22 protein-coding genes are annotated in these 26,795 nt (G+C 38.3%); 5 read left to right on the forward strand and 17 right to left on the reverse strand.

What is annotated here, in order from left to right:
• Nucleotides 1–676: 676 nt before the first annotated feature.
• On the forward strand, nt 677–2,323 hold the full coding sequence (locus AC5NT5_RS11060) for a response regulator (RefSeq protein WP_188162061.1): 1,647 nt from the start codon (nt 677–679) through the stop codon (nt 2,321–2,323).
• Nucleotides 2,324–2,327: 4 nt separating this feature from the next.
• Here AC5NT5_RS11060 and msrB read toward each other — a convergent pair whose 3' ends face one another.
• The 10 genes from msrB to AC5NT5_RS11110 all read right to left on the reverse strand — a co-directional run bounded on the left by msrB (nt 2,328) and on the right by AC5NT5_RS11110 (nt 14,384).
• Nucleotides 2,328–2,768 (reverse strand): peptide-methionine (R)-S-oxide reductase MsrB, encoded by a 441-nt coding sequence (gene msrB / locus AC5NT5_RS11065; RefSeq protein WP_494514102.1) that lies wholly within the window; start codon nt 2,766–2,768, stop codon nt 2,328–2,330.
• Nucleotides 2,769–2,915: 147 nt separating this feature from the next.
• Entirely contained in the window at nt 2,916–3,356 is a 441-nt protein-coding gene (locus AC5NT5_RS11070) for a hypothetical protein (RefSeq protein ID WP_494514101.1), read from the reverse strand.
• Nucleotides 3,357–3,358: 2 nt separating this feature from the next.
• Entirely contained in the window at nt 3,359–3,877 is a 519-nt protein-coding gene (locus tag AC5NT5_RS11075) for a DUF2919 domain-containing protein (RefSeq protein WP_138489372.1), read from the reverse strand.
• Nucleotides 3,878–3,886: 9 nt separating this feature from the next.
• Nucleotides 3,887–5,905, reverse strand: coding sequence for an NAD-dependent DNA ligase LigA (gene ligA, locus AC5NT5_RS11080; protein WP_494514100.1), 2,019 nt, complete (start codon nt 5,903–5,905; stop codon nt 3,887–3,889).
• 80 nt (nt 5,906–5,985) lie between these two features.
• Nucleotides 5,986–6,753 carry a cell division protein ZipA gene (gene zipA, locus AC5NT5_RS11085; RefSeq protein ID WP_024596342.1) on the reverse strand — a complete coding sequence of 256 codons (768 nt, stop codon included), beginning with the start codon at nt 6,751–6,753 and terminating at the stop codon, nt 5,986–5,988.
• Between the two features lie 74 nt (nt 6,754–6,827).
• A complete protein-coding gene (locus AC5NT5_RS11090; protein ID WP_494514099.1) occupies nt 6,828–10,229 on the reverse strand; it encodes a chromosome segregation SMC family protein in 3,402 nt (1,133 codons plus the stop codon).
• A 67-nt stretch (nt 10,230–10,296) separates the two neighbouring features.
• Entirely contained in the window at nt 10,297–11,028 is a 732-nt protein-coding gene (locus AC5NT5_RS11095; protein WP_494514098.1) for an RNA methyltransferase, read from the reverse strand.
• A gap of 76 nt (nt 11,029–11,104) precedes the next feature.
• Nucleotides 11,105–13,141: an FUSC family protein gene (locus AC5NT5_RS11100; RefSeq protein WP_494514097.1), complete on the reverse strand. Its 2,037-nt coding sequence runs from the start codon at nt 13,139–13,141 to the stop codon at nt 11,105–11,107.
• 10 nt (nt 13,142–13,151) lie between these two features.
• Nucleotides 13,152–14,012, reverse strand: coding sequence for an efflux RND transporter periplasmic adaptor subunit (locus AC5NT5_RS11105; RefSeq protein ID WP_494514096.1), 861 nt, complete (start codon nt 14,010–14,012; stop codon nt 13,152–13,154).
• A 168-nt stretch (nt 14,013–14,180) separates the two neighbouring features.
• A complete protein-coding gene (locus tag AC5NT5_RS11110) occupies nt 14,181–14,384 on the reverse strand; it encodes a DUF1656 domain-containing protein (RefSeq protein ID WP_024605434.1) in 204 nt (67 codons plus the stop codon).
• Nucleotides 14,385–14,776: 392 nt separating this feature from the next.
• Between AC5NT5_RS11110 and AC5NT5_RS11115 the strand changes: the two genes are divergently transcribed.
• The 3 genes from AC5NT5_RS11115 to AC5NT5_RS11125 are packed head-to-tail and all read left to right on the forward strand — an operon-like array spanning nt 14,777 to nt 17,303.
• On the forward strand, nt 14,777–15,886 hold the full coding sequence (locus tag AC5NT5_RS11115; RefSeq protein ID WP_002958576.1) for a YjgN family protein: 1,110 nt from the start codon (nt 14,777–14,779) through the stop codon (nt 15,884–15,886).
• A 9-nt stretch (nt 15,887–15,895) separates the two neighbouring features.
• Entirely contained in the window at nt 15,896–16,918 is a 1,023-nt protein-coding gene (locus AC5NT5_RS11120; protein WP_494514095.1) for a M48 family metallopeptidase, read from the forward strand.
• Nucleotides 16,905–17,303, forward strand: coding sequence for a DoxX-like family protein (locus tag AC5NT5_RS11125; RefSeq protein ID WP_494514094.1), 399 nt, complete (start codon nt 16,905–16,907; stop codon nt 17,301–17,303). The genes AC5NT5_RS11120 and AC5NT5_RS11125 overlap by 14 nt, the downstream gene beginning before the upstream one ends.
• A 55-nt stretch (nt 17,304–17,358) precedes the next feature.
• On the opposite strand, the gene speB is transcribed toward AC5NT5_RS11125, so the two are convergent.
• The 6 genes from speB to AC5NT5_RS11155 all read right to left on the reverse strand — a co-directional run bounded on the left by speB (nt 17,359) and on the right by AC5NT5_RS11155 (nt 25,180).
• A complete protein-coding gene (speB, locus tag AC5NT5_RS11130) occupies nt 17,359–18,282 on the reverse strand; it encodes an agmatinase (RefSeq protein ID WP_024597470.1) in 924 nt (307 codons plus the stop codon).
• A gap of 3 nt (nt 18,283–18,285) precedes the next feature.
• Complete coding sequence (speA, locus tag AC5NT5_RS11135) at nt 18,286–20,199, reverse strand: biosynthetic arginine decarboxylase (RefSeq protein WP_002958572.1); 1,914 nt, start codon at nt 20,197–20,199, stop codon at nt 18,286–18,288.
• A gap of 548 nt (nt 20,200–20,747) precedes the next feature.
• Nucleotides 20,748–21,080: a YnfA family protein gene (locus tag AC5NT5_RS11140; protein ID WP_007378102.1), complete on the reverse strand. Its 333-nt coding sequence runs from the start codon at nt 21,078–21,080 to the stop codon at nt 20,748–20,750.
• A 77-nt stretch (nt 21,081–21,157) separates the two neighbouring features.
• Entirely contained in the window at nt 21,158–22,027 is an 870-nt protein-coding gene (locus AC5NT5_RS11145; protein ID WP_494514093.1) for an MYG1 family protein, read from the reverse strand.
• Between the two features lie 232 nt (nt 22,028–22,259).
• Nucleotides 22,260–22,721 carry a GNAT family N-acetyltransferase gene (locus tag AC5NT5_RS11150; RefSeq protein ID WP_002958569.1) on the reverse strand — a complete coding sequence of 154 codons (462 nt, stop codon included), beginning with the start codon at nt 22,719–22,721 and terminating at the stop codon, nt 22,260–22,262.
• A gap of 206 nt (nt 22,722–22,927) precedes the next feature.
• The gene (locus tag AC5NT5_RS11155) at nt 22,928–25,180 is read right to left on the reverse strand and encodes a sensor domain-containing phosphodiesterase (RefSeq protein ID WP_494514092.1); all 2,253 of its coding nucleotides are present in this window, start codon (nt 25,178–25,180) and stop codon (nt 22,928–22,930) included.
• Nucleotides 25,181–25,490: 310 nt separating this feature from the next.
• Between AC5NT5_RS11155 and cysZ the strand changes: the two genes are divergently transcribed.
• Nucleotides 25,491–26,201, forward strand: coding sequence for a sulfate transporter CysZ (gene cysZ / locus AC5NT5_RS11160; protein WP_182671383.1), 711 nt, complete (start codon nt 25,491–25,493; stop codon nt 26,199–26,201).
• Nucleotides 26,202–26,273: 72 nt separating this feature from the next.
• Here the strand turns inward: cysZ and AC5NT5_RS11165 are convergent, their stop codons facing one another.
• Complete coding sequence (locus tag AC5NT5_RS11165; protein ID WP_278382449.1) at nt 26,274–26,795, reverse strand: hypothetical protein; 522 nt, start codon at nt 26,793–26,795, stop codon at nt 26,274–26,276.

The following is a 26,795-nucleotide window of genomic DNA, read 5'->3' on the forward strand; positions in this document are numbered from 1 at the left end:
GATAACTTCTCTAGTAATAACTCTTTCTTTTCATATTAAATACATTTAAGAACTTTATAAAAACTCAATATAAAAATCGTATGTAATTAACTTAGTCGTAAGAAAAAGAGCATCACCACCCTTTACAAATAATGGCGAGGGTCACTGGTTCAAGTCCAGTATCACCCACCACATATAAATACCATCAGATAACTTCTCTAGTAATAACTCTTTCTTTTCATATTAAATACATTTAAGAACTTTATAAAACTCAATATAAAAATCGTATGTAATTAACTTAGCCGTAAGAAAAAGAGCATCACCACCCTTTACAAATAATGGCGAGGGTCACTGGTATCAAGCCAAGTAATCACCCACCACATATAAATACCATTAAACAATTTCTCTAGTAATAACTTTTTCCCATATTAAATACGTTTAACTCCTATTTTTACCTTAAATATATTTCATATTTTTATTAAAATCTAAATTTCCATATCAAAGCACTCATCAAATATAGCGTTTCCATTTTACTTATTTAGTTTTTAATTATGCTATTCGGCTCAGTACTTTCGAAGTTAGATAAACGTATTAGACAAAGTTAAGTACCTAATAAATACAGCTATCATTTAAATTCCCTTGTAAGGAGTTAAACTGTTGATTATAGTCTGTGTTAAATACAATTACGCTTAAGCCAATGCCAACTAAGATCTATTCAAAAGCAAAAATACTTATAGTAGAGGAGCAGCCACTTGCTCAAAGCTATATGAAACAATCGTTAGAAAGGCTAGGCTTTCGGCAGTTGCGCTTTGCTGATCATGCAAACTCTGCAAAAGAGCAGTGTTTAAGTGAAGAATTTGATCTAATAGTTTGCTCATTCAACTTAAACAAACACCAAGATGGATACCAGCTTTATGAAGAGCTACGTGTAAAGCAGCTCATAAAAAGTTCGACTGGCTTTATTTTTATCTCAGCAGAAACAAGTGGCTCACTCGTTCATAGTGTTCTTGAGCTGCAGCCAGATGACTTTTTAGTTAAGCCTTTTACAGTACAAGAGCTTAAAACACGCATTGAACGAATCTTAAAACGTAAACACGACTTACAAACAGTGTATTCATTAATTGATGATGGTAACGATTCAAAAGCTATTAAATTTATTGATACCGCTCTGGATAAAAAAAATAATAATTACAGTCCTATCCTACTTCGCTTAAAAGGCGATGCCCTACTTCGCTTAAAGCGTGCTCAAGATGCAAAAGACTTTTTTAAGTCTGTTCTCGATATTCAAAAATTTGCTTGGGCAAAAGTAGGTTTAGTAGAGGCACTTATAGCGAATAACGAACATATTTTGGCGCAGCGAATGCTCAAGACAATGTTAGAGCGCCAAGAAACTCGTTTAGTAGCCCTTGATTTGTTGGGCAGATTAGAAATAAAGCTAAATCAGTTTGAGCTAGCACAAAGCTTTTTAAGTCAAGCAGCAGACATTGCACCGCGAAACATCACACGCCAAAAATCGTTAAGTAATGTGTCGCTAATTAATCACGACTACGAAAAAAGCTATTTAACTCAAAAAGATATAGCCTCCTTTGCAAAGCACTCAATACACGACCACCCCGATGTATATTTGAATGCAGCACGTGCCGGTATCGACTTTGCGTTAACGACTGATCAAACTGATCAAATTCAACGAATTTCTAGACAAACAAATCAGTACATTAATGATTTAAAAAAACAGTTTCCTAATAATGCAAATCAAGCTCAAATTGATGTACTAAATGCACGACTTCATTACTTAAAAGACGAGCATCAAAAAGCGAAAAAGCTAATTGAGCAGCTTGATGACGACGATACTCATATCCGATCGGTTGATGGAGCACTTGATAAAGCAAAAGCATTTCATGAACTGGGGTTTCATCAGAAGGCGCAAACCTTATTCACACAAATAATTAGCCACTGTGAAAGACACCCTGCAGTTAGCGACACAACTTACTTGCGTTATATTCAGCAGCAACAAAGTGAGCGACGCGATATTAAAATGGGTCCAAAAGAGCTTAATAACCATGCCGTTAATCAATTTAATAAAGGGCAATTAAATACTGCGCTGGAAGCTTTTACACAAGCGTTTAGAGTCATGCCTCGCAATCAGAGTATTGCACTTAATTTATTACAGTGCCTATTTGATTCAACCAAGCAATCTGGCAGCTCATTTAATATGGATCTTGCTAGAAGATGCTACGCCCTTCTTGATAAAGCTAAATTACAAGCAGATCAGACGCAGCGTTTAGATAAGATTTTGCATATAGCAAAAGAAATGAATTTAGATATTCAAAGCGCTAGTAAATAAAATATTAGAGCTTTTTCATTGCTGCGGCATTAACGCAATAACGTAAACCTGGTGGTAATGGGCCATCTGGAAAAATATGGCCTAAGTGCGAATCGCACACATTACAAACCACCTCTATGCGCTCCATACCATGACTTGTATCGTTTACATAACCAATCGCTTCAATTGTCGCAGGTTGCGTAAATGACGGCCAACCAGTGCCACTATCAAACTTTTCATCGGCATCAAACAATAGGTTATCACAGCAAATACACACATACTTGCCAGGTTCGAGTAATGTACAACTACCCGAGCTATCTGGGCGCTCTGTTCCTTTCTTACGTGTTACGTAATATTCATCTTCTGATAGTTGCATCCGCCACTGCTCGTCAGTTTTGACTACTTTTTCACTTGGGGTAGGATTGCCGTTGGTGGCAAAGTTAATAACATCATTCCACTTCAACATAATAGCCTCATTGAATAGTTGATTAGCTATACTTTATAAAGTCATAAAAAGTACGGCTAATTATTACGTTATTTAATACACTAAAGATCAGCTAAGGAGTGTTGACAGTTTAAGACTAAAACTCGTTCAATCTTAAAGGTAATCTCCTCAGCTAAAGGTAATATTTTGTTTTTCTGAGTCGGTAAGTATTCGTTTAATAAAACTATCTAGCTCTGCTTTTTTTACAGGTAAACTAACACTCATTTGGCGCTCGTTATTACTGTAAATAATTAGCTCATCATCCTTTGTTGTTATGCGTTCAATACTCTCAATAACTAACCAATTTGGACCATGCTTTTTATCAAAAAATCCCATCAAACTAAAAAGTAGTAAATGTTGGGCATCTCGCTGAATAAAATCCTCTAGCCTGTTTCTTGATTTAAATAAGGGCGTTAGCCTATAAACGCTTGAGCAAAAAACAAATACCCACAACCCAAACAGCGCTTTAAACCACATAGACTCTAAAAGCTCAGTGCTAATCATTAAAATAATAAGCACTGAGCCTATTAACGATATAGCTATCGCTATTTTTTTATTTACAGCGTCCACAACTAATCCCTTTTAAGTCGCTTTTTTTCTTCTGATGCTTTTTCTGTCGGCTCAGGCCAATCATTAAAAAAAACAGTTAAATAACGGCTTTTCACCAAATACCACAATACCCATAAAACAATCATCATTTGTACTGCTAAAAATGATGAAAATCGATAATGGCTATGCGCGGCTTGAATACTTAACCATGTTAAATCAACAACAGCACATACAATAAGGGGCCAGCGCATATGCCGCCATATTTTTGCTAACTTATCGCTTGCACTGTGTGAATCTCGTGGTCTGCGTAAACAAAATAAAATAGTCGGTATTATTGCGATACTTCCAATTGCTATTGCAATAAAAAAGTCATTTTTATTTTTAAAAAATAACGACATTAAATCAAGTTCAGGCCTGCGACTTAAAGCCGCAATCACCCAAATAAAATAGCCACGTAATAGCACAAGCAAACTTAAATTAAATGCAATAGGAGTTCGGTAACTTCCGTACTTATCCCAGTATTCTGGACCGTATCGGCTCATTGTTGCGTCCTAACCATTATGCTTTTTAAGCAGCTCAATTAATTCATCTTCCGTGAGTATGTCGATACCTAAATCTTGGGCTTTAGTCAGTTTTGAACCCGCTTTTTCACCCGCGACTAACGCATCAGTTTTCGCTGATACGCTACCAGATACTTTAGCACCTAGTTGCTGTAAGCGTGCTTTTGCGTCATTACGATTAAGCGTATTTAGCGTACCAGTAAGTACATAAGTAAGCCCAGCAAGCGGTTGTTCTTCTTCAGAAGGTGCACTCAACGCTGGCCAGTTTACGCCTTGATCTATAAGCGCATTAACAACTTCTAAATTATGCTCTTCATCAAAAAAGCCTCGAACATGTGTTGCAACTATTTCGCCTACATCACTTACCTGCGTTAAACTATCAATGCTGGCATTTATTATATTTTCAAGGGTAAGGAAGTGATTAGCTAAATTTTGTGCTGTTGCCTCACCTGCTTCGCGAATACCTAATGAATATAAAAACTTAGCAAGCGTAGTGCCTTTCGCCTCTTCAAGGGCTGTTACTAAATTTTTGGCTGACTTAGGTCCCATGCGTTCAAGTGATTCAAAATGTCCTTGTTTTAAAATAAACAAATCAGCGGGCGTTTTTATAAGCTCTCTGTCTACCAACTGATCAACAATTTTATCGCCAAGGCCGTCTATATCCAGCGCTTTGCGTGACGCAAAGTGTTTAATTGCTTGTTTGCGTTGTGCAGGACATACAAGCCCACCCGTACAACGAGCGACAGCTTCGCCTTCAACCTTTTCAACATGAGAGTCACAAATAGGACAAGTTACTGGAAATTCGATATCTCTGGCATCATCAGGGCGGCGCTCAAGTACAACTTGCGTTATTTGTGGGATTACATCTCCAGCACGGCGAATAATAACTGTATCACCTACTTTTACGCCTAAACGTGCAACTTCATCACTGTTATGAAGCGTTGCATTTGATACGGTAACGCCACCCACAAAAACAGGCTTCAAACGTGCAACCGGTGTAATGGCGCCAGTACGACCGACTTGAAAATCAACATCAAGTAGTTGGGTTATTTCCTCTTGCGCCGGAAATTTATACGCAATAGCCCAGCGGGGAGCTCGTGCCACAAAGCCTAAACGCTCTTGTAAGGCCTTTTGGTTTATTTTTATTACTACGCCATCAATTTCATATTTAAGCTCGCCACGGCGCGTTAAAATATCGCTGTAGTACTCAAGAGCGGCTTTAGGACCTTCAACTAATTTTGTTTCTGGGCACAGTGGCAACCCCCAGTCAGTTAACTTTTCTAACTGCTGATAGTGATCCTCAGGAATACTGCCATCAGCTACAAGCCCGGTACTATAGGCATAAAACATGAGTGGGCGTTTAGCTGTAATTTTAGAGTCGAGTTGACGCAAACTCCCCGCGGCTGCATTACGCGGGTTAACAAATACTTTTTCACCGCGTTTTTGCGCTTCAGTATTTAATTTATCAAAGCCAGCGCTGTCCATAAATACTTCGCCGCGCACTTCAAGCTCTTTTGGGTAATCACCACGTAACTTAAGCGGTACATTACGAATGGTTTTAACATTTTGAGTAATGTTTTCACCGGTAAAACCATCACCTCGCGTAGCCGCTTGTACAAGCACACCATCACGATAAATAATTGATACGGCTAATCCATCAAGTTTTGGCTCACAACAAAAAGTAAGCTCATCAGTACTCATTAAGCGCTCTTTTATACGACGATTAAACGCAGTGAATTCTTCTTCACTAAACGCGTTATCAAGCGATAACATGGGCACTTGGTGCGCTACTTGCTCAAATTTACTCAATGCGGCACCGCCTACTTTTTGTGTCGGAGAGTCGGCGGTTAAAAATTCAGGGTGCTGCATCTCTAGTGCGCTTAGTTCGCGTAATAACCTATCGTATTCAGAATCAGGAATACTGGGGGTGTCGAGCACATAATAGTTATAGTTGTGTTGCTCTAATGTAGTACGAAGATGATTAATTTGCTCACTAATGCTGCTAGACATTTAAACCTCAATAAACATAAAAAAAGCCACTTTGACGATTCACCGTCCAGTGGCTTATAAAAATATAATGTATGCGTTATTTACGCTGAAAAAGAACGAACCTGTTCAACATATTGCCTGATGCGCTCTACTGTCATTTCATTTCGCTCAGCATCTAAAATTTGTGCACCAAATTCATCCGCTAACTTTTTAGCTGCGCTGTGCAACATATTAAATGCCGCTAGACCATCGCCGTCGCACGGTAACGTCATAAATAAGCTTACCCCAGCGGTACTAAACTGTTCCATATTATCAATATCAAACGTACCTGGGTTATACATATTTACTAATCTAAATAAAACAGGGCCTTGGCCAGCCGGATCTAAGTGGCGATTAAAAAAACCTTCCTCAGAATATTTAAAACCTAAAGTATTAACTGCTGGTAATAATTTACTGCCCTGCATACTAAGCTCTTCTGGCATTTGAATATGCACAATAACAAAGTCAGACATTTGAGCAGGCGCTTCTTCAGCACTTTGATCTTTTGTTTCAAGATCATCAACTATTTCTAAGTCATCTTCAATCGGTGTTTCTGGCACGCTTGTATCAATTTGCGGCTCATTTGCATCAAAGTTAAGCTCGCCAAATTGTGGCTCATCACGTTCGTCTTGCATTGGCTCTTTTGGCTCAGCCTCAGTACGAAACGGTTTAGATGAAGCTGGTGCACTTTGTTGTAATGGCTCAACCCGTTCATTATCCGATACTTCTGGGCGGTCTTTTTTTCTAACTGACCACAATCCATGTATTAATAAACCACCAATGACAATTACACTGATAACGATTAAAACCCATCTTAATTGTTCGGCCATCCCCTCACCTTTTATTATTTGATATGCCTAAAACCTGTATATTAATGAAAAACTAATACACTTGTTATAAAAATTTATGCGTGTGCAAGTTGCACAGCTTGCTCTATATCTACAGCAACCATACGTGATACGCCAGGTTCTGCCATAGTAACACCTGTTAATCTACCTGCCATTTCCATCGCAATTTTATTATGACTAATATAAATAAACTGCACTGATTGTGACATTTCTTCAACCAAACGGCAAAAACGCACAACGTTGGCATCATCTAGTGGTGCATCTACTTCGTCCAGCATACAGAAAGGAGCTGGATTGAGCCTGAATATAGAAAACACTAATGATAATGCGGTCAGCGCTTTTTCTCCACCACTTAACAAATGAATTGTTGAATTTTTCTTACCCGGTGGTCGTGCCATTATACTAACACCACTTTCGAGTAAATCGTCACTGGTTAATTCTAAATACGCGCTCCCACCACCAAAAACTTTAGGAAATAGCTCAGCAAAGTCTTCGTTAACTTGATCGAACGTCGCTTTAAAGCGTGTTTTGGTCTCACTATCAATTTTACGAATTGCACCTTCAAGGGTACTTAACGCTTTTGTTAAATCATCTAATTGATTATCAAGATAATCACTACGTGCTTTGGCTAAATCAAACTCTTCTATTGCCGCTAAGTTTACTGCACCTAATTTATCTAACTGATTAGTAAATCCTGTTAACTGATTTTGTGCTGCACTTAAATTTAATGAATCTGGTAATTCATCAAGTATTGCTTTTAAGCTTTGTCTCAACTCTTCTAATGGCTCAAGCGCAACTTGCGCTTTTATTACTAAGCTTTGTTCTTCAATTGTTAGCTTTTGGTGCTGCTCTTGCAAGCCCACCAGCTCACCTTGTGAATTTTTAAGGCTTATTTGCTTAGTGTTTAAGCTCTCTTTCGCCTGAGCTAATTCTTTTTGTAGCAATACTAATGCCTGCTCACCTTTTTGATGCTGTGCTAAAAGCTGCGTAATTTTATCGCTAAGTTCTTGCTCTGGTATCAGCAGCTCTTCTATTTCACTAAGTAGTTCTTGCGCACCTTCTGATGCACTAACGTGCTCTTGCTCTGCATGGCTCAATTTGGTTTGGCTTAACTGCCATTCACTGCGTGCCTTTTGCTCTGAGAGCGTTGCCTTATGTGCTTGTGTTTTATATTGCTCAAGCATGCTTAATGCTTCGCTATAACTTTTATCACTTTGTGAGCGCAAGCTATTTGCAGCGTCTACTTCATCCGCTAAGTTAAGTTGCTGCTCATTTAACACTTCAAATTGCTCTGTTTGCTCATCAATCACGGTATTTAATTGTAAAAGCTGAGCGGTTAATTGCTGTTTTTGTTGCTGTAGCTTTTCTAGTTGTAACTTAAATTGTGCTACTTGCTGCACAAGCATGTCGCTGCGCGTACTGGCTACCGCTATATTTTGCGCAAGCTCATGTATGGCTTCTTTTAGCTCGCTTTGCTCGTTAACTAACTTTATTTGCTCAGCTGTATGTTCGTCACGAGTGTGTGTTACTTGTTGTAACTCGTCCTCGGTATTATTTAATTGCTGCGCTTTATCTTGCAATTGCTTATGCTTTAACAGTAATGAGTTTTCTGCATTACTTTCAGCACTTACATGCCAATTACGACCATATAAAGCACCGTTTTTATCCATAACGGCTGTATAAAAACTATCTTTTAGTATTTCTAAATCACCGCTTTCACTATAAGCAATACGTGCTAAATGCTCTGGATAAACACCGCTTGTTATATATGTAGCTAAGCTATTTGTTGGCACACTTTTATCACTATTTGGCCAAACACTGTTATCAGCTTGCTGCTCACTTACATTTAAATGCTCTAAAGATTTAAGTGCTTGCTCTATTAGAAGCTCAAAGCCTTCTTTAACACTTAGCTGATTAAACAAACCATTAGTACGTTCACTTTTCTCATCAAGCCCTAATGTACTTTTAAGCCCCGTTATACTGGCTTTTAACTCGTTTATTGTTTGAGTGAGCGTCGAATATTGTTTTTGTGAGTTATTAACAAGCTCATTTTGCACCTCAAGCTTAGCAGTGCACTTCGTATGTGCTGTTTGTTTAGCGGCAAGCTCTTGAGTTAATGTTTGTGTTTGCTGTGTTTGCTGTATTAACTGTTGCTCTACATCACTACTTTGTAGCTCGTTAAGCTGAACAGTTAACTGATCAATTTGTTCGTTAACATGATCAATTTGCTGCTGAGTTTGTTTAATGTGACTACTATGTAGTTGCACGTTATTATTAAGCTGTTGCTGTTGCTCACACAAAGCTTGCCAATGAGTATGGTGGCGCTGCTTAAGTGCTAATAATTCCTCAAGTTCATGCGTTAACCCACTAACTTGCTCTTCACATACTAAGGCGTTTTCACTTGCCTCTTGCAGGGCTTCATTAAGTTGCTCGCACACAATTTGCTGCTGCGATTTTACCTCAGCACTTTGGATTTGGCGTTGCTGTAATTTAATTAAACTTTGTTTAAGCGTTTGGGTTTGCTGCTTTACATTGATTTGTTGTTGCTCAGCGCGAGTAAGCTCGGTGTGTATTACATGTTGCTGATGCTGTGCATCGCTTAGTTTATCTTGCTGGGCTTGTACTTGCCCTTCTAAGCTTGCAAGTACATCGTCATGCCCTGAGTTAGCGGTTTTAAAAAACAAAATTTGATCATTAAGTTTTTTAATTTGGGCACTTTTTTCAAGTTGCTGCTGATGTAACTTTTGCCATTTTAAAACGGCAATTTGGCCTTTTAGCATGCGTTCTTGTGCTTTTAATTCGCGGTATTTTTTTGCATCAACCGACTGCACAGCCAATTTATCGAGCTGGCTTTGTAGTTCTTTACGCACATCTAACAAACGTTCAAGATTTTCGCGAGTGCTTTTTATACGAGTTTGTGTTTCGCGGCGGCGCTCTTTGTATTTAGAAACGCCTGCGGCTTCTTCTAAAAATACGCGCAGCTCTTGTGGTTTACTCTCTATTAAGCGCGAGATCATCCCTTGCTCAATAATTGCGTAACTACGTGGACCAAGACCGGTGCCTAAAAATATATCGGTAATATCGCGCTTACGGCATTTACTGCCATTTAAAAAATACAGTGACTGTCCGTCGCGCGTTACTAAACGCTTAATAGCAATTTGGTTTCGATCGGCAAATGTGTTTGAAGGACTTCCTTTATCGTTATCAAAAACAAGCTCTACAGAGGCTTGTGATATGGCTTTTCGATTAGTTGAGCCATTAAAAATAACGTCGGTCATGGCATCGCCACGCAGGTTTTTAGCAGAGCTTTCACCTAGCACCCATCGTACTGCATCAATAACGTTAGATTTGCCACAGCCATTGGGGCCAACAACACACGTCATTTGATCAGGAAATGGAATTTTAGTGGGCTCTACAAACGATTTAAAGCCCGCTAATTTAATAGTGCTTAAGCGCATCTTATTGTTATTACCGATTATTATTGTTATTGATTACAAACAATTTAACTCATTAACAGTTAAATTGTTAAGCTTGACGTTTAAAATTATCTAAAATAATACCGGTCGCCATTGCCACATTAAGCGACTCTGCACCACCAAATGCGGGGATGGTGATTTTATTAGTTACTAACTTTGCACATGTCTCGCTTATTCCATGCGACTCACTGCCCATTAGTAAAACGCCTGAGCCCGTAAATTGGGTTTTATGCACGCTTTGCCCATCTAAAAAAGCACCGTAAACAGGTAAATTTAAAGACTGTAGGTAATCAGGTAAATCAACTTGGCTTACCGATACCCTTACAAATGAGCCCATCGTGGCGCTAATTGTTTTTGGGTTGTAAGCGTCTGCGCTGTCGGTGCTAGTTACTATATGTTTAATACCGTACCAGTCTGCCACTCTTATTATTGTGCCTAAATTACCAGGGTCTGATACGCCATCAAGTGCGAGTATTAAACCACTTGCTTGTGGTAAAGCCGCCTTTGGCATATCAACAATAGCAATGGCTGCATTATTGCTAACTAGCGTGCTGGCTTTAGTGAGGGCTTCTTCATCAGCTTCAATAAAATTAGCTTGCGGATATTTACCTTGGTACGCATTTATAAACTCGTTTGTAGCAAAAATATTAACCACATTTAATGGGCTGTTTAATAACTCAAGTACGTTTTTTTCACCCTGTACAAGGTATTGATTATATTGCTTTCGGTACTTTTTTTGGCCAAGTTGGCGAATAAGTTTGAGTTGGTTTTTTGAAATCATAACAGCCCCATAAAATTATCCATCAAGTATAACAGATTTAGCTATAACATCTGAACTCGAAAAGCAGCGAATGGGCCTAATTTATCTTACTCGCACTTCTTTCAAAGGTCAGATCAATGCGAATAAACATGCCTTTTATCGCTTCTAATTGATTTGAATCGTCAACCGTCTGAGCCAATTCCTCATAAAGATTGTCTGACGCTTGCTTAAACTTATTATTAAACTTGCCCTTGGTTGCCAACATAAATGCATCAGCCAACGTGCGTTGCCACTCATTTAAATACTTTAGCTTTGTATTACCAGCCAAATTTTCACAAATTGAGTTTAATCGAACCGACGCATGCCCTAAATTTAGAGCGGTTAGTGCAAGATCAGTAACAACGCGTGAGTGTGAACCTTGATCGTAATTAGTTAAGCGTATTAACCTATCGGCCATGCGGCGATTATACCAAGTACTTGGGGTTGGATGATTATTTATTTCGAGTAAATCTTTATAGGTAGCCTTAAAAACACGATGAACAAGTAATTGAACACTTGGTCCTGTAAATAACTGAAAAATCCAAAATAAAATACTTACCCCCGCAAAAATTGCCATTGCAGAGCTAAGTGTGTAATCGATTGAAAACGCAAGACTCATATCTGTACTGGGTCTTACCAAAATCGTAAATGGGATACAAAACCCCAAACCATATGGCAATGTTTGTTGATCAGCGAGCAGTAGTAAACCCAGAAAATAAGGCCCTGCTAACACAAGTAGCAATATTTCTAATTGCCCACCACTTTGTGATAATAAATTGAGTGCGTAAAAAATAGTTACAAAAGTAGCAACAATTATACCTGCCAATAAACGCTTTATTACAACCTGCAAAATAGCTAACGGTATTCGCGCCAGCATTATCGAAAATATGACCGGTAAAATCATAATTAATAATGCAGCTGAAGAACCTGTATTAATCCAAATAAATGCACCGATAGAAAACACCAAAGCAGTTCTAAATCCAACAATAATGCCAGCTAATGGGTCGCGATATGTAAGCATACTCGGTGCATTTAATAATGTTTTATCACGCTCTTCTAACGCTCTGTATGCGCGCAGTAAAATTGTTAAGTCGGCTGCAACTTCTAAGCTCACATTGAGCATGTGAGATTCAAATGGCGAATCACACACCGTATTTGCTCTATAGTCGGTTAGCTCTTTTCGTAGCGTTTTAACTTGTTCGGCGCAGTAATCAAAATCGTCAGATTCTTTAATTTGCGCAAATACGTGCTTAAGTTTACTTATTAATTTTTCTAAAGTAGGTGTAATAAGATCTTCGTGGTTTCGCTGTAGACGGCCAATTATTTGAATTAAGGCCAATAAAGAAAGTACTTTTTGCGACAACTGATTTGCAGCACGCGAGCGCCCTGGACCTTTTGGCCCTTCGTACCTTACTGCGCTGGAATCTTCGTTTATTGATCCCAATGTAGCCATAATGCCATCTATTTGCTGATGACGGTTTTCGTGAGATCCTTTAGAATCAAGCTCAGTTACTAAATAATGCAGCGTTTGATTTATAACCGACCGCGCTTGTGTTTGCAGTAAATGTTTGACCTTTACAGGCCAAAATAGATAGCTCACAAGCCCAGCACATACAGAGCCTATTATTATTTCGCTTACTCGCGCTTGTGCAATATCAAATATACTTTGGCTGCTCACCATTGCCGGAGTAACCATGACTAAAAGTACAATAATAGCGGCTGTTACACCTGCCATAGCAAACGCATAAACAAAGTTTGCTTGGCGTACCATTGCCGATAACGCAGAGTTTACTCCCAACCATAATGCCAGTGCAGCGAGCGCTAAATAAGGGTAGAGAATTAACTGAGTTAAAAGCAATATGCCAAATAAACCACCCACTATGGTGCCTATTATTTGGCAAATTGCTTTTTCAATAACTAATCCGCTTTGCGGGCGTAATTGCAAAAATATAGCCGAGACTAAGGCCCAATAAGGTCTTTCAAGATTTAGCCACATAGCTATAGTAAGTGCCATTACCATAGCTATAACGCCCTTAGTCGCAAAAATAATTGCCTGTTTTTTTGGAAAAAACAAATTTTGTAATACAACGCCCACTGTATTCCCCTTAACGTGTAGCGAGATGTATTGTGGCGGTCATTCCTGCGCTAAGCGGTGTATTTTCGGGCAATGAATCTAACTTAATATCAACAGGTATACGCTGTGATAAACGCACCCAATTAAATGTTTGTTGTACTTGTGGTAAAAGCTGCCCGTTACTTTGTGTATTCGTATTTGCAATGGCTTTGCCTACACTTACTACATGCCCTATTAATTGCTTACCACCACTTAAAAGGGCTATTTTAGCTTTTTGATCAGGATAAATAAGCGGTATTTTACTCTCTTCAAAGTAACCCGTTACATAAAATGAATTTGACTGAACAATAGCAAAAACAGGTGTGCCTTGAGCTACATAGTTGCCTTGGCGTAAATTCAAATTAATTATTTGCCCTGATGCAGGCGCAACAATTTTAGTTCTATCAACATTTAACTGCGCAATTGTTTGCTCTGTCTTAGCTAGGTTATAATTTGCCTCAGCAATTTTAGTATTGATACGTGTTGATTCTAAAGTTTCTTCACTTATTGCCTGTTGAGTGTTTAGCTCAACACGTCTTTCGTATTTATGTTTAGCAAGTTCCCATGTATACAATGCGTTTTCTGTGTTTGCTTTACTTTTATCAAGCGCTGCTTGATAACGCTTTTTATCAACATTAAAAAGTACTTCGCCTTTTTGTACGTTTTGACCATCTTTAATATTTAAAGCAATTACCCAACCCGACACGTCTGGAGCAACCGTGACAATATCGGCTCGAATACGCCCATCACGCGTCCAAGGAGTATGCATGTAGTCAGTCCATACCCAATGCCCAGCAAAAACCGCAGCTATAACAACCAAGATAGTAAAAGTAATACGCAGATATTTAATCATTCAATTTATCTTCCACTTAGTAATACCAACCCGCAATAATACTTGAGTAATTTGAGGGCTTAAACCTGACGCTAACTGTGTTAAAAATTTCTGATATAGAACAACTAAATAACGAAATTTTTGCCTTGTTATCGACACGGTTTTCTTGCCTCAAAATAGCTCAATTAATTAAACAGATTGGTATAAATAGACGGCGAGTGCCAAGTAACAAACAAATAGTGACACCTCAAACCAAGCCACTTTCCAAATACGGTCATGCCAATCTAGTCGATGCAAAGCAAAACGAGTCAACGCCGTTAAAATAAATGCTATTGGGAAGTAAACAATCAGCGGGCTAAACTCTAATCCCCCTAACACGACTGCTTGGAACATAATAAATATCCTAATGTTATTTAAAGCGGTGATAAAAGCTGTAAAACCTAAATAAATTTACATCCGCACTACTCTTACAATCTATTATTTTGGCATATAAATCAATTAGCTTAATTGTACGTAGGTGTACTTAATACATAATTAATGCCATTACATTTAAGCAGCACTATGTATGTATAGTAGCTAAATCGTATATTAATAAGCTAAAGACCCCAGTTACCAGCCAAATAAATAAACCAGCGAGGTTTATTTATAAAAAAGTATTAGAGTATTTAACTCAATATTTAAAACGCCTATTTATAGCTGTTTGCAGAAGGGTTGGATAATTATAAACATTGAATTTTGCACTAAAAATGGGTAAATTAACAAAAAAACAACATGGATATAATTTAATGGAATCAATACACCCTACCCCATCTGAAACAACCCCACCAATAAATGAACCTGCTGAACCAATTTTTAGCGGAAAAGTGCAATTTAGTGGTAAAGGTGGTGAGTTTTTTGGAATTTGGATTGTAAATATATTACTCAGCGTTATTACGCTTGGCATATATTCGGCGTGGGCTAAAGTACGTACGCATCGCTATTTTTACGGCCACACCCGTATAGATGGCCATAGTTTTGACTACCTAGCAACACCAATACAAATTTTAAAAGGTCGGATTTTAGCGGTTGTTGTATTTTTTATTTACACATTCTCAATTAGCTTTATGCCTATTTTAGGCCTGTTTATTGCTCTTGGTTTTATCTTTTTAATGCCATGGATTATTAACCAAGGTTTACGTTTTAATCTGCGCATGACCCGCCATCGTAATGTTCGCTTTGCTTTTAAAGGCAGCTATGGCGAAGCCTTTGTTAACTTTATACTTTTACCTATTGCCAGCATATTTACGCTTTATTTATTAATGCCTTACGTTATAAAACGTATTGATAGCTATATCCATAGCAATATTAGTTATGGTGACAAACCGCTTACTGTAAATCTTAAAGGCGAAACCTATTACTTAACAGCGCTTATTTGCTTTGTAGTGAGCTCTATCACCATGGTGGTATTTATGGGGATTTTAGGGTTATTTGGCCTCAACTTAGTAGATATTGAAAACCAACAAAATTTAGAAAACTCTGCAGCGATGGTTATGCTTCCTATCTTTATGATGATCGCCTATGTGCTAATGATTGCCATTGTTTCTGCTGTATGGCACGCCGCCATTAGAAATCACATTTTTGATAACAGCCATTTTGAAGGCGTTGCTACATTTAAATCAGAGCTAAAACCAATTCCTTTCGCTGTTTTACTATTAACTAATATGTTGGCTATTGTATTTTCTTTAGGGCTTGCATACCCATGGACAAAAGTACGTACATCAAAAATGCTCGCTGATGTAACTAACGTCACTATTTATCCTGGTGCATTAAACCTAATCGATACCGCGCAAGAACAGCAATCATCATTTGCTGAAGAAGCTGCAAACGTATTTGATATTGACCTTTCTCTAACTTAAGAGCTCACTATGCATGTAAAGGGACATTTTTTCCCCATCGCATCGAGTAACTATCAAGTGTGTGTTGCAACTATTAGCGACACACACATTGAAGTTATCAACGATGAACACGTTATAGCTCGCCACGCAATCTCAAGTCTAAAATTAAGTTCGGGGATGGCAGGACTTGCCGACGAACTAAACTTTGAAGATGGCAGTCGTTTTATTCCTCAAGATGTAAGTTACAGATGGCCATTTAAAGAAAATAACCACCACGTAATGGAACGCCTTGAAAAAAGTAAATGGGCAATTTTAGCCGCAGTAATATTTACACCGCTTTTTATGTGGTTAGTACTTTATAAAGCAGTACCCGCCATTGCTGTTTACAGTGTTGATACCCTGCCACGTAATGTTGTAGAACAAATGGGGGAGCAAAGTTTTACACTAATTAAAAAGATTGCGCTTGACCCAAGTGAGCTGCCCGCAGAGCAGCAAACTAAAGTACAAGCGCATTTTACAAGTATGCTTAATGCTTTATCGCTTGATCAATCGGTGTATAGATTATCGTTTTATAAATCCGACAGCTTTGGTGCTAATGCGTTTGCACTACCCCATGGTCGTATCGTGGTAACCGATGATTTAGCAAATTTACTTGCCGATAAACCCAATGCACTAAAAGCGGTATTGCTACACGAAATGGGCCATGTAGTCCACCAGCATAGCGTACGTATTACAGCACAATCTGCCGCAAGTACGATTGTACTAGCGGTTGTATTTGGTGATTTAGAGGGAGTTGCAGAGGTTGCATTAGGTACGGGTGCATCATTTGCTCAGCAAGGGTTTTCACGAGATATGGAACGCGAGGCAGATACCTTTGCACTCACTCAATTAGAGTCACTTGGGTATTCGAGTAATGATTTTGCTGATGCAATAGAAGCGCTGCAAGAAAGCCATACCAGCGAAAACGAACACCTAGAAAAAGTAAATGACTTATTAGAGTACTTATCTAGCCACCCAAGTGCGCAAGAGCGTATTGACAATGCTAGGAAATAATCGCGGTTATATTCAACTTGCTCGCTACATAGTGAGTTTAAGTTGGATATATCACGGCTTTTTCCCAAAGCTTTATCACGTAGCACCACTTGAAAAATTAATGACTGGCAGTGCTGGTTTTTCAGCCGAAGTGTCTGATTTAATTACACGTTCGGCGGGTGTTGGTGAAATTATATTTGGCGTGTGTTTATTTGTATTTTATAAACATAAGCATTTGGTAGCTTTAAATATATTGGCGCTTATGGGGCTTTTACTCGCTGTAGTTGTAATGCAGCCACAATTGCTTATTGAAGCATTTAACCCTGTAACTACTAACCTGCCTCTTATTGGTCTAAGCGTTATTTGGTTAAAAGAAATTAAGCAGTTGAATAATCGATACCTCTAAATAAAAAAAGGGTATGCAAGCGCATACCCTTTTTTGTAGTACTTAAGTTATATAATTAGTACTTATTTTTATGCGTCCACAAATGCAGTAATTCGCTCGCAATGGTTGCTGCGGCAATAGCGGTAAGCTCACTTTGGTCGTACGAAGGTGATACTTCTACTACATCCATACCTACCATGTTTATGCCTTTTAGCGCACGCAGTACTTTAAGTACTTTATCTGACGTTAAACCACCACACACAGGAGTGCCTGTACCAGGCGCAAACGCAGGGTCTAAACAATCTATATCAAACGTTAAGTAAACAGGTAGGTCACCTACTCGCTCAAGTATTTGCGCTGCAATATCATTAGCATGTAAATCGTTGGCTTGCATTGCATCAATCACAGCAAACTCATGTTTACTTTGATCAAAGTCGGTACGAATACCTATTTGTATACTGTGCTCAACATCAATCAGCCCTTCCATTGGTGCATGATAAAACATAGTGCCGTGATCAAATCGCGAGCCATTGCTATAAGTATCGGTGTGCGCATCAAAATGCACTAACGCCATTTTGCCATGTATTTTTGCATGAGCACGTAATAGCGGAAGCGTTACAAAGTGATCGCCCCCTAAACCTAATAGTGTTTTACCTTGGCGAAGTATTTGATCCGCAGCCATTTCTAGTTGCGCAGTAAAATACTCAGGATCCCCGACAGGGTAAGTAAAGTCCCCTGCGTCTGCCACTTTTAAGCGCTCAAACAACGGGAACGTCCACGGGTATTTAGTGTCTTCCCATGCTAAATGAACCGATGCACGACGAATTGCATCAGGGCCTAAGCGCGCACCAGGGCGGCCCGAGGTCGCTAAATCAAATGGTAAGCCTAAAACCACTACGTCTGCATCAATTGCATTAATGTTTTGCACCATAGGACGACGTAAAAACGTCATCCCATTTGAGTACAATGAGTGATCTGCGTGACCAAACAAAGTCGACATTGCTTATAACTCTTCTAAATAAGTGTAGCCATCAAGGCCGCTTTGCAACTCGTCTAAAACGCTTTGCTGTTCGTGTTTTTCAATTTTAGTGCTTACTAACTGCTCGTATGATTGCTGAAAACTTTCAACATCTAAATGTACATAGCGCATCATATCGGCAACAGTGTCACCTTGGTTTATCTCGGTAATACTTGCAACGCCTTGCTCATCCATATTGACAATTGCGCTGTGCGTATCGCCAAACAAGTTATGCATGTCACCTAAAATTTCTTGATAAGCACCCACCAAGAAAAAGCCCATTAAATAAGGTTTATCAGCGCTAAACTCTGGCACTGGTAGTGTGCTTTCAATACCTTGTCCATCTACGTAATGCTCAAGTGCGCCGTCTGAATCACAGGTTATATCAAGTAATACAGCACGTTTTTTTGGTGCTTCAGTTAAGCCACTTAATGGCAATACCGGAAACACTTGATCAATGCCCCATGCATCTGGAAGCGATTGAAATAACGAGAAGTTTACAAAAAACTTATCGGCTAAACGTACGTTTAACTCGTCAATAATCGGACGATGAAAACGGTTTTTATTATCCATGTGCTTGTTGAGTTCATAACAAATTCGAATGTTAATTTGCTCAGCCCATGCACGCTGCGATAAGTCTAATAAACCGAGTGCAAATTGGTTATGCGCTTCAGCTAAATCACCTTGGCTGTCGTGATAAATCTCAATTAATGCACGGTCATCCGTTAAATCAGTTAACTGTACAAACGATGCCCACATGTTTTTTAATAACAGGGGTGCATCTGCCGCTGGCGCTACTAACTCTTCTGGCGTGTAACTTTCAGTACCAATAACATTAGAAATAAGCACAGCATGATGCGCCGTAAGCGCACGACCCGACTCAGAAATAATAGTCGGCATTGGTTGCTCATATTGCTTACATGTATCACCAATGGTGTACACAATGTTATTCGCATATTCAGCTAAGCTGTAATTCATAGAGTTATGCGACTGGCTACGCGTGCCGTCGTAATCAACAGCTAAACCGCCACCTACATCAAGGCAATCAATTTCTGCGCCTAGTTTACGTAGCTCACAGTAAAAACGCGCAGCTTCGCTTACACCTAAACGTACGTCACGAATGTTCGCCATTTGTGACCCTAAGTGAAAATGCACAAGCTGCAATAAATCAAGCTGGTTTGCGCCTTTTAAACGATTAACTACATGTAAAACTTGCGATGCAGATAAACCAAATTTTGATTTTTCGCCGCCACTCGCTTGCCACTTACCTTTACCTTGCGACGCTAAACGTACACGAATACCAATGCGTGGTTTTACGTTAAGCTCTTTTGCTTGGCTAAGGACCATGTCTAGCTCAGAAAGCTTTTCAAGTACGATATACACTTTATGACCTAGCTTTTCGCCAATAAGTGCTAAACGTACGTATTCTTTATCTTTGTAGCCATTACATACAATAACAGCGCTGGTTTTTTCAGCCAGTGCTAGTACCGTTAGTAATTCAGGCTTGCTGCCGGCTTCTAAACCAAGTTGCTTTTTTTCTACTTGTGCTTGGCTTGCTACTATTTCTTCAACCACTTCACGTTGTTGGTTTACTTTTATTGGGTAAACTAATAGGTAGTCTTTAGGGTAACCATAGTTTTCAATCGCAGTATTAAATGCGCCGCATAAGCTGTGTACACGATGGTGTAAAATTTGCGGAAAACGAACTAAGGCAGGTAAGCTTAAACCTTTATCTTGTAGTTGCTTTGCGATATCTGTTAGTGCAATGGTTTGCTCTGGGGCATGAGCCTTGGGCGCAACATACACATCACCTTGATCATTAATACCAAAAAAACCTTGGCTCCAATGACGAACATTGTAGCTCGTGCGAGCTTGTTCTAGTGATGTTGTCTCTTTCATTTATCTTTCTCTTTTGTTTAATTAATGCCGACTCGGCTAGTGCCGCGCATTAAAAGAAAAATAGAGATTCAAGTCCAACAAGTATTTTTACTCGTAACGAGTGATTTTTGATGTTAAAAAAATAACCAAACAACTATTGCCCGCTAGCATATATAAAACAGGACTTTGATGATTTTTAAAGATAAGAAAAGTTATAAAAAATGGCTGTTTTTAAATGACTCATTATAAATTTTATTAGCAATAAATGAGTTAGCTCATTCAATAAAATTCATCTTGAGTTACTTTGTTTATAAAATTTACTTGTGATGGATTAGAGCAAGGCGTTCTCAACACCTCAATTACTTACAGTTTAGCCAACGTGTTGTGGCCAAGTAATACCTATGTATTCTGAAAAGTGAATAAAAACTGCACGTCAAAAACGCTTAGCATACATCCACCAGCTTCAATCAATACTTGGCGCATACGTAGCGTTAGGTATTGCCTGTGGTATTGAAAGTGGGAAATTGCAGTAGTGTATAGGCGAATTCGATTAATTGAGTATAAGCTAGCTATGCACTTTTTGGGGCGAACATAATTATAGCCATACCTAGCAGTGCAACTAAACCACCAATAATATCCCACATAGTAAGCTTTACGCCATCTACAACCCATAACCATAATAGCGCAACACAAATATATACGCCGCCATAAGCAGCATACACACGCCCTGCTGCAGTAGGATGTAAAGATAGCAACCATGCAAATAGTGCCAAACTTAACGCTGCAGGAATTAAAAGTAAAATGCTCTTATCTTGCTTAAGCCAAAGGTAGGGCAAATAGCAACCCACTATTTCTGCTAAGGCTGTAATAGTAAAAAGTGCGATTGTTTTTAATTCAAACATAATGCTCCGCGCAAAAATAACAAACATAACAATCAATACAAATTGTTATGCTTAGTATTCGTTATGAATCTGCGTTTTTATTCGCTAAGCGCCATGGTGGCAAGTTTCATTGTGCCTTCAAACGACTTAGTGCCCGCTATAAATAAGCCATTATGGCAAAACACTGCATCATCAATACCTGTTTCATCTACGAACGCTTGATCAGATAAACCAGACCACGCTTTAGGAAGCGGTTTTCTATCTTCAAACGAGCCAGGCTCAACGGGTACTGTTTGTAATATCCATTGCCCAGAATGTGATGGGTAAACCATGTATAGCGCCTCACTTGATAAAATATGCACTGTTTTTTTCCACGGTGTGTACTTTTCAAGCACGATTACTCTAGCATCTTCTGCATTTTCAATTGCTTTGGCGACAATCTCTTTTGCATTAACACTACCGTGAGCTGAGGCGATAAAACGAATGAGCATACGTGCTGCAAATTCAACGGCTTCATCAAAGCAGGTATCAAAGTTACTTTCTTCTTCCCATGTAGGGTTAAACATTGAAATTGTTTGGCTCAAGCTTATCCCTTTCGATACACCTTCAACATGACCACAATCAATGGCGTCAATAGTTGAAACTAAGCCTGAATCCACTCTATCAGCAACGGCCTGGTTATCATCACACAGTGCTAAGCCGTATTTTTTCCACACTAAACCAAATGATGAAAAAGGAATGCCATTTTCTCGCTCGCCTGCACCACCACGTTGATGATGATCAAAGCGATTAGTTTCAGGGTCGTATTCCCCACCTACATCTATTACGTAGTCGGCACTTTCTATAAGCGCTTTATCGCGTGTGCGTACCAATTTAAACGTTGGCAAAACATGTTTAAGTACCGCAATACTAAAAACGTCATCTGCATGAAAATTACCATTGTGGGTTACTACTGTTATTTCGCTCATTTGTTTATTGCTACTTTTAGAAAAGATAAAAATTCTCGCTTTGTAAGTTAGTCACTAATTATCGAGGCAGATTTTATACGAAGACAGGTGTTAAAAACAGTGAAGTATTTTTGCATCACTATAAAAGCTGCTTTTATAGTTACTAGTTTGAGTATGACTTTTATTACAAGATAATAATGAAGGCAGATATTTACGACACATTAAGCTTTAACATGTCGCAGCGTTAATGAACTTATTTACTAAGCCCTAATTCCATAAAAACACTTTGTGGATTATCTACATATGAGCCAAAACTGCTACAGCGTTTAAAGCCTAAATTTTCATATAAATTGATTGATTTTATTTGTTTTGGGCCTGTTTCTAAGCGTATTAACGGGATTTGTTTTTCGCCAGCTTGATGCAATAAAATCTGCATAATACGTCTTGATAGCCCTTTACCACGATGACTTGGTTTTACATATAAACGTCTTATTTCGCCGTAAGGCTGGGTATCAAATTTCTCTACAATCGCACCGCAGGCAATAATACCTTCTTCAGTTTTTAAACCAATAGCGTACACATTAGGTAAGGTTAATTCGTTTAACTCCAAAGACTGTGCGGTAGCCACAGGATATAAAGAATTTATAAGTCGGTCTATATCATCAAATACATTTACCACGTCGGGATCATTCGGGTTCAAATCGACTAACTGCATAAAGCTTCCATTCATTGTTATAAGTTTATTAAGCTTTAAATAATATATTTAAGCGGTCATAGCTTAGCATTGTTTAATTAAAAAATCTTTACTCCTTATTTAGCATATGGGTTATGACATTTCACCAGCTAAAAGAGCAAAAGTGGCCTAGCAAGTGTGTAAATTTGCTAAATTATTACTAATTAATAAATAGTAGTGTTCAAGTATTATTGCGCATTAGTATTAGCGCTATGCCATTTTGCATAGCCTTCTTTATCCATCGGCCTTGCAATTAAGTAGCCTTGCATGGCGTCAATATTCATTTTTTTAAGTAAGTCATATTGTTCTGTTGTTTCTACGCCCTCAGCAACTACCTCTAAGTTTAAGCTTTTTCCTAGGCTGATAATTGTTTGCGCAATATTAAAGCCAACCGTGCTATCTAAAATTTTATCAATAAAGCTTTTATCTATTTTTAATTCTTTAACAGGAAACGCACTTAAGTACGCTAAGCAGGAGTAACCGGTTCCAAAATCATCAATCGAAAATAAAAAGCCAGCGGCAATGAGTTCTTTCATTTGTCTAATTGTATAATCTATATCGCTTGAGAGCATTGACTCAGTTATTTCTAACTTAATTTGCCGCGCTCGAATATCAAATTTATTGATAGTGCTAAACAGCTCTCCTTTTAAATTTGATGAATTAAACTGGCTTTGACTAATATTAATTGAAACACTAAACGAATCGTCAATTATGTTATCTGCTTTAAGTTCGTTTATTAAAATACATATATCATGTAAAACAATATTTTGTAGTTTTTGAATAAGCCCGTATTGCTCTGCAATTGGTATAAATTCGTTTGCCGCTATTAACCCTTTTTGAGGATGGTTCCACCTAATGAGTGCTTCAGCACCAATAACATCACCATACGTATTTACCTGAGGCTGAAAATAAGCACAAAACTCATCAGATGCAATCGCTCTGACTATATCGGTTTCTAGTTCAGTTTGTTTTTCAAGCAGTGTTTGTAAGGCTGGATCGTAAAAGCTACTGCTATTCCCCCCTTTATTTTTAGAACGATACATAGCCGTGTCTGCAAATTTTAATATATTGCCTGCCTGCGCATTTACGCTATCAATTAGACAAATACCTATGCTGCAGCTTACTTGAAATGCAAGGTTGCCCACTTCAAATTTATCATGAAAAGCTCTTTGAATCTCTTTGGCTACTATTTTGCACTCGATGCTCGCCTGCTGTGTATTTTCTCCAACGTGTTTTAGTAAAATAATAAACTCATCGCCACCCGCTCTGGCCAACGTATCAGAGCCTTTTATTATTGCGCTTAACCTTTTTGATAATTCCACAAGTACTTCATCACCCGCACTGTGCCCAAGTGAATCATTAATACGCTTAAAATTATCTAGGTCTAAAAATAATAACGCCCCTATATTTTTATCACGCTTAACACTCTCCACACACATGCTTAATTTGTCGCTAAGCATTCTTCTATTTGGAAGATTCGTTAATGGGTCGTAAAAGGCAAGCTTATGTACTTCTTGTTCGGCCTTTTTCTTTATTGAAATATCTCTGGCCATCCATACTACGTGCCTTTTTGTAGGACTATTGGGGTGGTAATGATCTAATGCAGCAGCCCTGCCTTCAAAAACTATATTGCCCTTTGGTACAGCTAATTCATATTCAAAAATTTGCGTCTCGTTGGTCGAGAGTGTTTTTTTAATAACGTCCATTATCATTTGTGCATCGTCTTGAGAAAGCAGGTCCTTAACACTTTGACCAATAAGGTCCTTGCTTGAATCAAGCAGTAACTCATTAGAAGTACCATACACATCGGTATAAATTCCCTCTTCACTTAAAATAAGGATGAGATCGGGCATTACTTTAGTGAAGGCTTTAAACTTTTCATTACTTTGCTGTAAATTCGCGAGAAGCTGTTTTGCTTTGTTAAATTCGTTACTTTTTTCAAGAGCGATACTAGAAAAGTGCACAAAAAAATCGATTAACTCTAAATCTTGCTTTGATGGTGATTTAGGAGTGCTGTGATAGATAGCAAAGGTGCCTAATAAATCGGCTTGAGTTGAGAAAATAGGCGTTGACCAACATGACTTAAGACCAAACTTTAGTGCTAAGTCTTTAAAGTCCTCCCACAGCGGTGAAGTTTCGATATTTTCAACAATAGTGCGCGATTTCGAAAATGCAGTAGTACCACATGAGCCCACTTTTGGCCCTATATAGACTCCATTAAGCAAACTACAGTACTCTGGATGAATATTAGGAGCTGCGCAATGAAAAAGCTGCTGGCCTTTAACTGATAAGATTGAACACCTAGCGGATTCATCATCAATAATCTGCTCGATTGATGAACAAATTTCAGTAAGCACCTCACTTAAAGGTACCCCTAATGCAATTTTAGATAAAATGCCTTGCTGGTGAGATAATAACTTTTTTAACCTATCCGTACCCATTTTCCTTTACCCGTATTATTTATACACATTGAAACAACAAAAGCTTTAATTAAGCGCTTTTTTCTTACGCAGTAAAGTTCAGTATAGTCATGATTAGTAAGTTTTTTATTTTATTGGCAAAAAATAATCGGGCCTGTCTTAAATAATCATAGTTGCATATTACTGAACACCTATTGTTACTATATAAACAAAACCACAATATTAAAGCTAACACTTTGTTACTTAAAAGTACTGTTCAAAATTTTTAAGCTATTTATACTATAAGTAATGGTAAATATTTTTTGAGGTTACAGTGCAGATCACACAAGGTATGGAATACTTTTTTTCGGGGTTTAAATTAATTAGCCAAAAAGGGCTAAAGCGTTTTGTCCTTATTCCGCTATTAATTAATATTTTGCTGTTTGGTAGCTCGCTGTTTTTTTTAGTTGGCTGGTTAAGTGATAGTTTTAGCTACATAAACAACATGCTCCCCGAGTGGTTAAGCTGGTTAGAGTGGCTAATGTGGCCTATTGCTGTATTAGTTGTTTTGTTTAGCTATAGTATGCTCTTTACAGTTATCACTAATTTTATTGCAGCCCCTTTCAATGCGCTCTTGAGTGAAAAAGTTGAGCTTTACCTAACAGGTCAAAAAATTAACGATGACGGCTTTGCCGAACTAGTTAAAGATATACCTCGCATGCTTGCCCGTGAGTGGACAAAACTATGCTACTACCTTCCTCGCGCAATTGGCTTTTTTATATTGTTATGGGTTTTACCGGTCATTGGTCAAATACTATGGGTGTTATTTACTTGTTGGATGTACGCAGTTCAATACGAAGACTATGCGTTTGATAATCATAAAATTGACTTTAAGCAAATGAAAGACGATTTAAAATCTAAGCAAGGTTTGTCATACGGATTTGGTTTTGCTGTTATGTTGTTAACTGCTATCCCTTTTATAAACTTAATAGTTATGCCAGTCGCAGTGTGCGGTGCAACACGTTTATGGGTAGATAACTATCGTCCAAAATATCGCAGTTAATTAAAAGGTTGCTAACTTTTTCAATATCCGAAGGACACCGCATTCTAGATTAAAAAGCACCTAAGGTGCTTTTTAATCTATTTTTAAAGCAATAAACTCAAGCGATGCACGCCTTGGTAATGCATCGCTTTGTTTATCTACTTCTTCAAATTTTTTAATCAAAATACTAAAGCGCTGATTATTAATATTAACGGCTGTAACTTCACCAATTTTTATACTGTAGTTTTGCTGCTGATCAAACAGCTTTAGTATTTGACCTTTTACACGCTCTACGTATAAATAAGGTGTTTGGTCTGGCATCTTTAAACGAATGACATTGATTTTACTTAGTTCATGTACCGCGACCCAATTCTGGCTCTGCATTAACGTATTATAACGACTAATACCTTCAGGCTGATAAACAACATCTTGGCTTATAACGCATGTATTACAGCCCTTTACTGATTCAATTCGCCAGTCAACAGCTGTATTTTTATAATACAAATTATCATTTTTTAGTAACCACTCACGTGCATTGTTAGTATCGCTACACGCTATTAGTAAGCTAAAAAAACTACTCAAGATAATAAACTTAGTGCTTAGCATTGGCTTCAT

This window comes from Pseudoalteromonas sp. J2K-J599 (assembly GCF_059295115.2).

Coding starts and splice junctions, on each gene's coding strand:
- AC5NT5_RS11060 (WP_188162061.1), top strand. CDS start 677: ATGCCAACTAAGATCTATTCAAAAGCAAAAATACTTATAGTAGAGGAG.
- msrB (WP_494514102.1), bottom strand. CDS start 2,768: ATGTTGAAGTGGAATGATGTTATTAACTTTGCCACCAACGGCAATCCT.
- AC5NT5_RS11075 (WP_138489372.1), bottom strand. CDS start 3,877: ATGAGCCGATACGGTCCAGAATACTGGGATAAGTACGGAAGTTACCGA.
- ligA (WP_494514100.1), bottom strand. CDS start 5,905: ATGTCTAGCAGCATTAGTGAGCAAATTAATCATCTTCGTACTACATTA.
- zipA (WP_024596342.1), bottom strand. CDS start 6,753: ATGGCCGAACAATTAAGATGGGTTTTAATCGTTATCAGTGTAATTGTC.
- AC5NT5_RS11090 (WP_494514099.1), bottom strand. CDS start 10,229: ATGCGCTTAAGCACTATTAAATTAGCGGGCTTTAAATCGTTTGTAGAG.
- AC5NT5_RS11095 (WP_494514098.1), bottom strand. CDS start 11,028: ATGATTTCAAAAAACCAACTCAAACTTATTCGCCAACTTGGCCAAAAA.
- AC5NT5_RS11105 (WP_494514096.1), bottom strand. CDS start 14,012: ATGATTAAATATCTGCGTATTACTTTTACTATCTTGGTTGTTATAGCT.
- AC5NT5_RS11110 (WP_024605434.1), bottom strand. CDS start 14,384: ATGTTCCAAGCAGTCGTGTTAGGGGGATTAGAGTTTAGCCCGCTGATT.
- AC5NT5_RS11115 (WP_002958576.1), top strand. CDS start 14,777: ATGGAATCAATACACCCTACCCCATCTGAAACAACCCCACCAATAAAT.
- AC5NT5_RS11120 (WP_494514095.1), top strand. CDS start 15,896: ATGCATGTAAAGGGACATTTTTTCCCCATCGCATCGAGTAACTATCAA.
- AC5NT5_RS11125 (WP_494514094.1), top strand. CDS start 16,905: ATGCTAGGAAATAATCGCGGTTATATTCAACTTGCTCGCTACATAGTG.
- speB (WP_024597470.1), bottom strand. CDS start 18,282: ATGTCGACTTTGTTTGGTCACGCAGATCACTCATTGTACTCAAATGGG.
- speA (WP_002958572.1), bottom strand. CDS start 20,199: ATGAAAGAGACAACATCACTAGAACAAGCTCGCACGAGCTACAATGTT.
- AC5NT5_RS11140 (WP_007378102.1), bottom strand. CDS start 21,080: ATGTTTGAATTAAAAACAATCGCACTTTTTACTATTACAGCCTTAGCA.
- AC5NT5_RS11145 (WP_494514093.1), bottom strand. CDS start 22,027: ATGAGCGAAATAACAGTAGTAACCCACAATGGTAATTTTCATGCAGAT.
- AC5NT5_RS11150 (WP_002958569.1), bottom strand. CDS start 22,721: ATGCAGTTAGTCGATTTGAACCCGAATGATCCCGACGTGGTAAATGTA.
- AC5NT5_RS11155 (WP_494514092.1), bottom strand. CDS start 25,180: ATGGGTACGGATAGGTTAAAAAAGTTATTATCTCACCAGCAAGGCATT.
- cysZ (WP_182671383.1), top strand. CDS start 25,491: ATGGAATACTTTTTTTCGGGGTTTAAATTAATTAGCCAAAAAGGGCTA.
- AC5NT5_RS11165 (WP_278382449.1), bottom strand. CDS start 26,795: ATGAAGCCAATGCTAAGCACTAAGTTTATTATCTTGAGTAGTTTTTTT.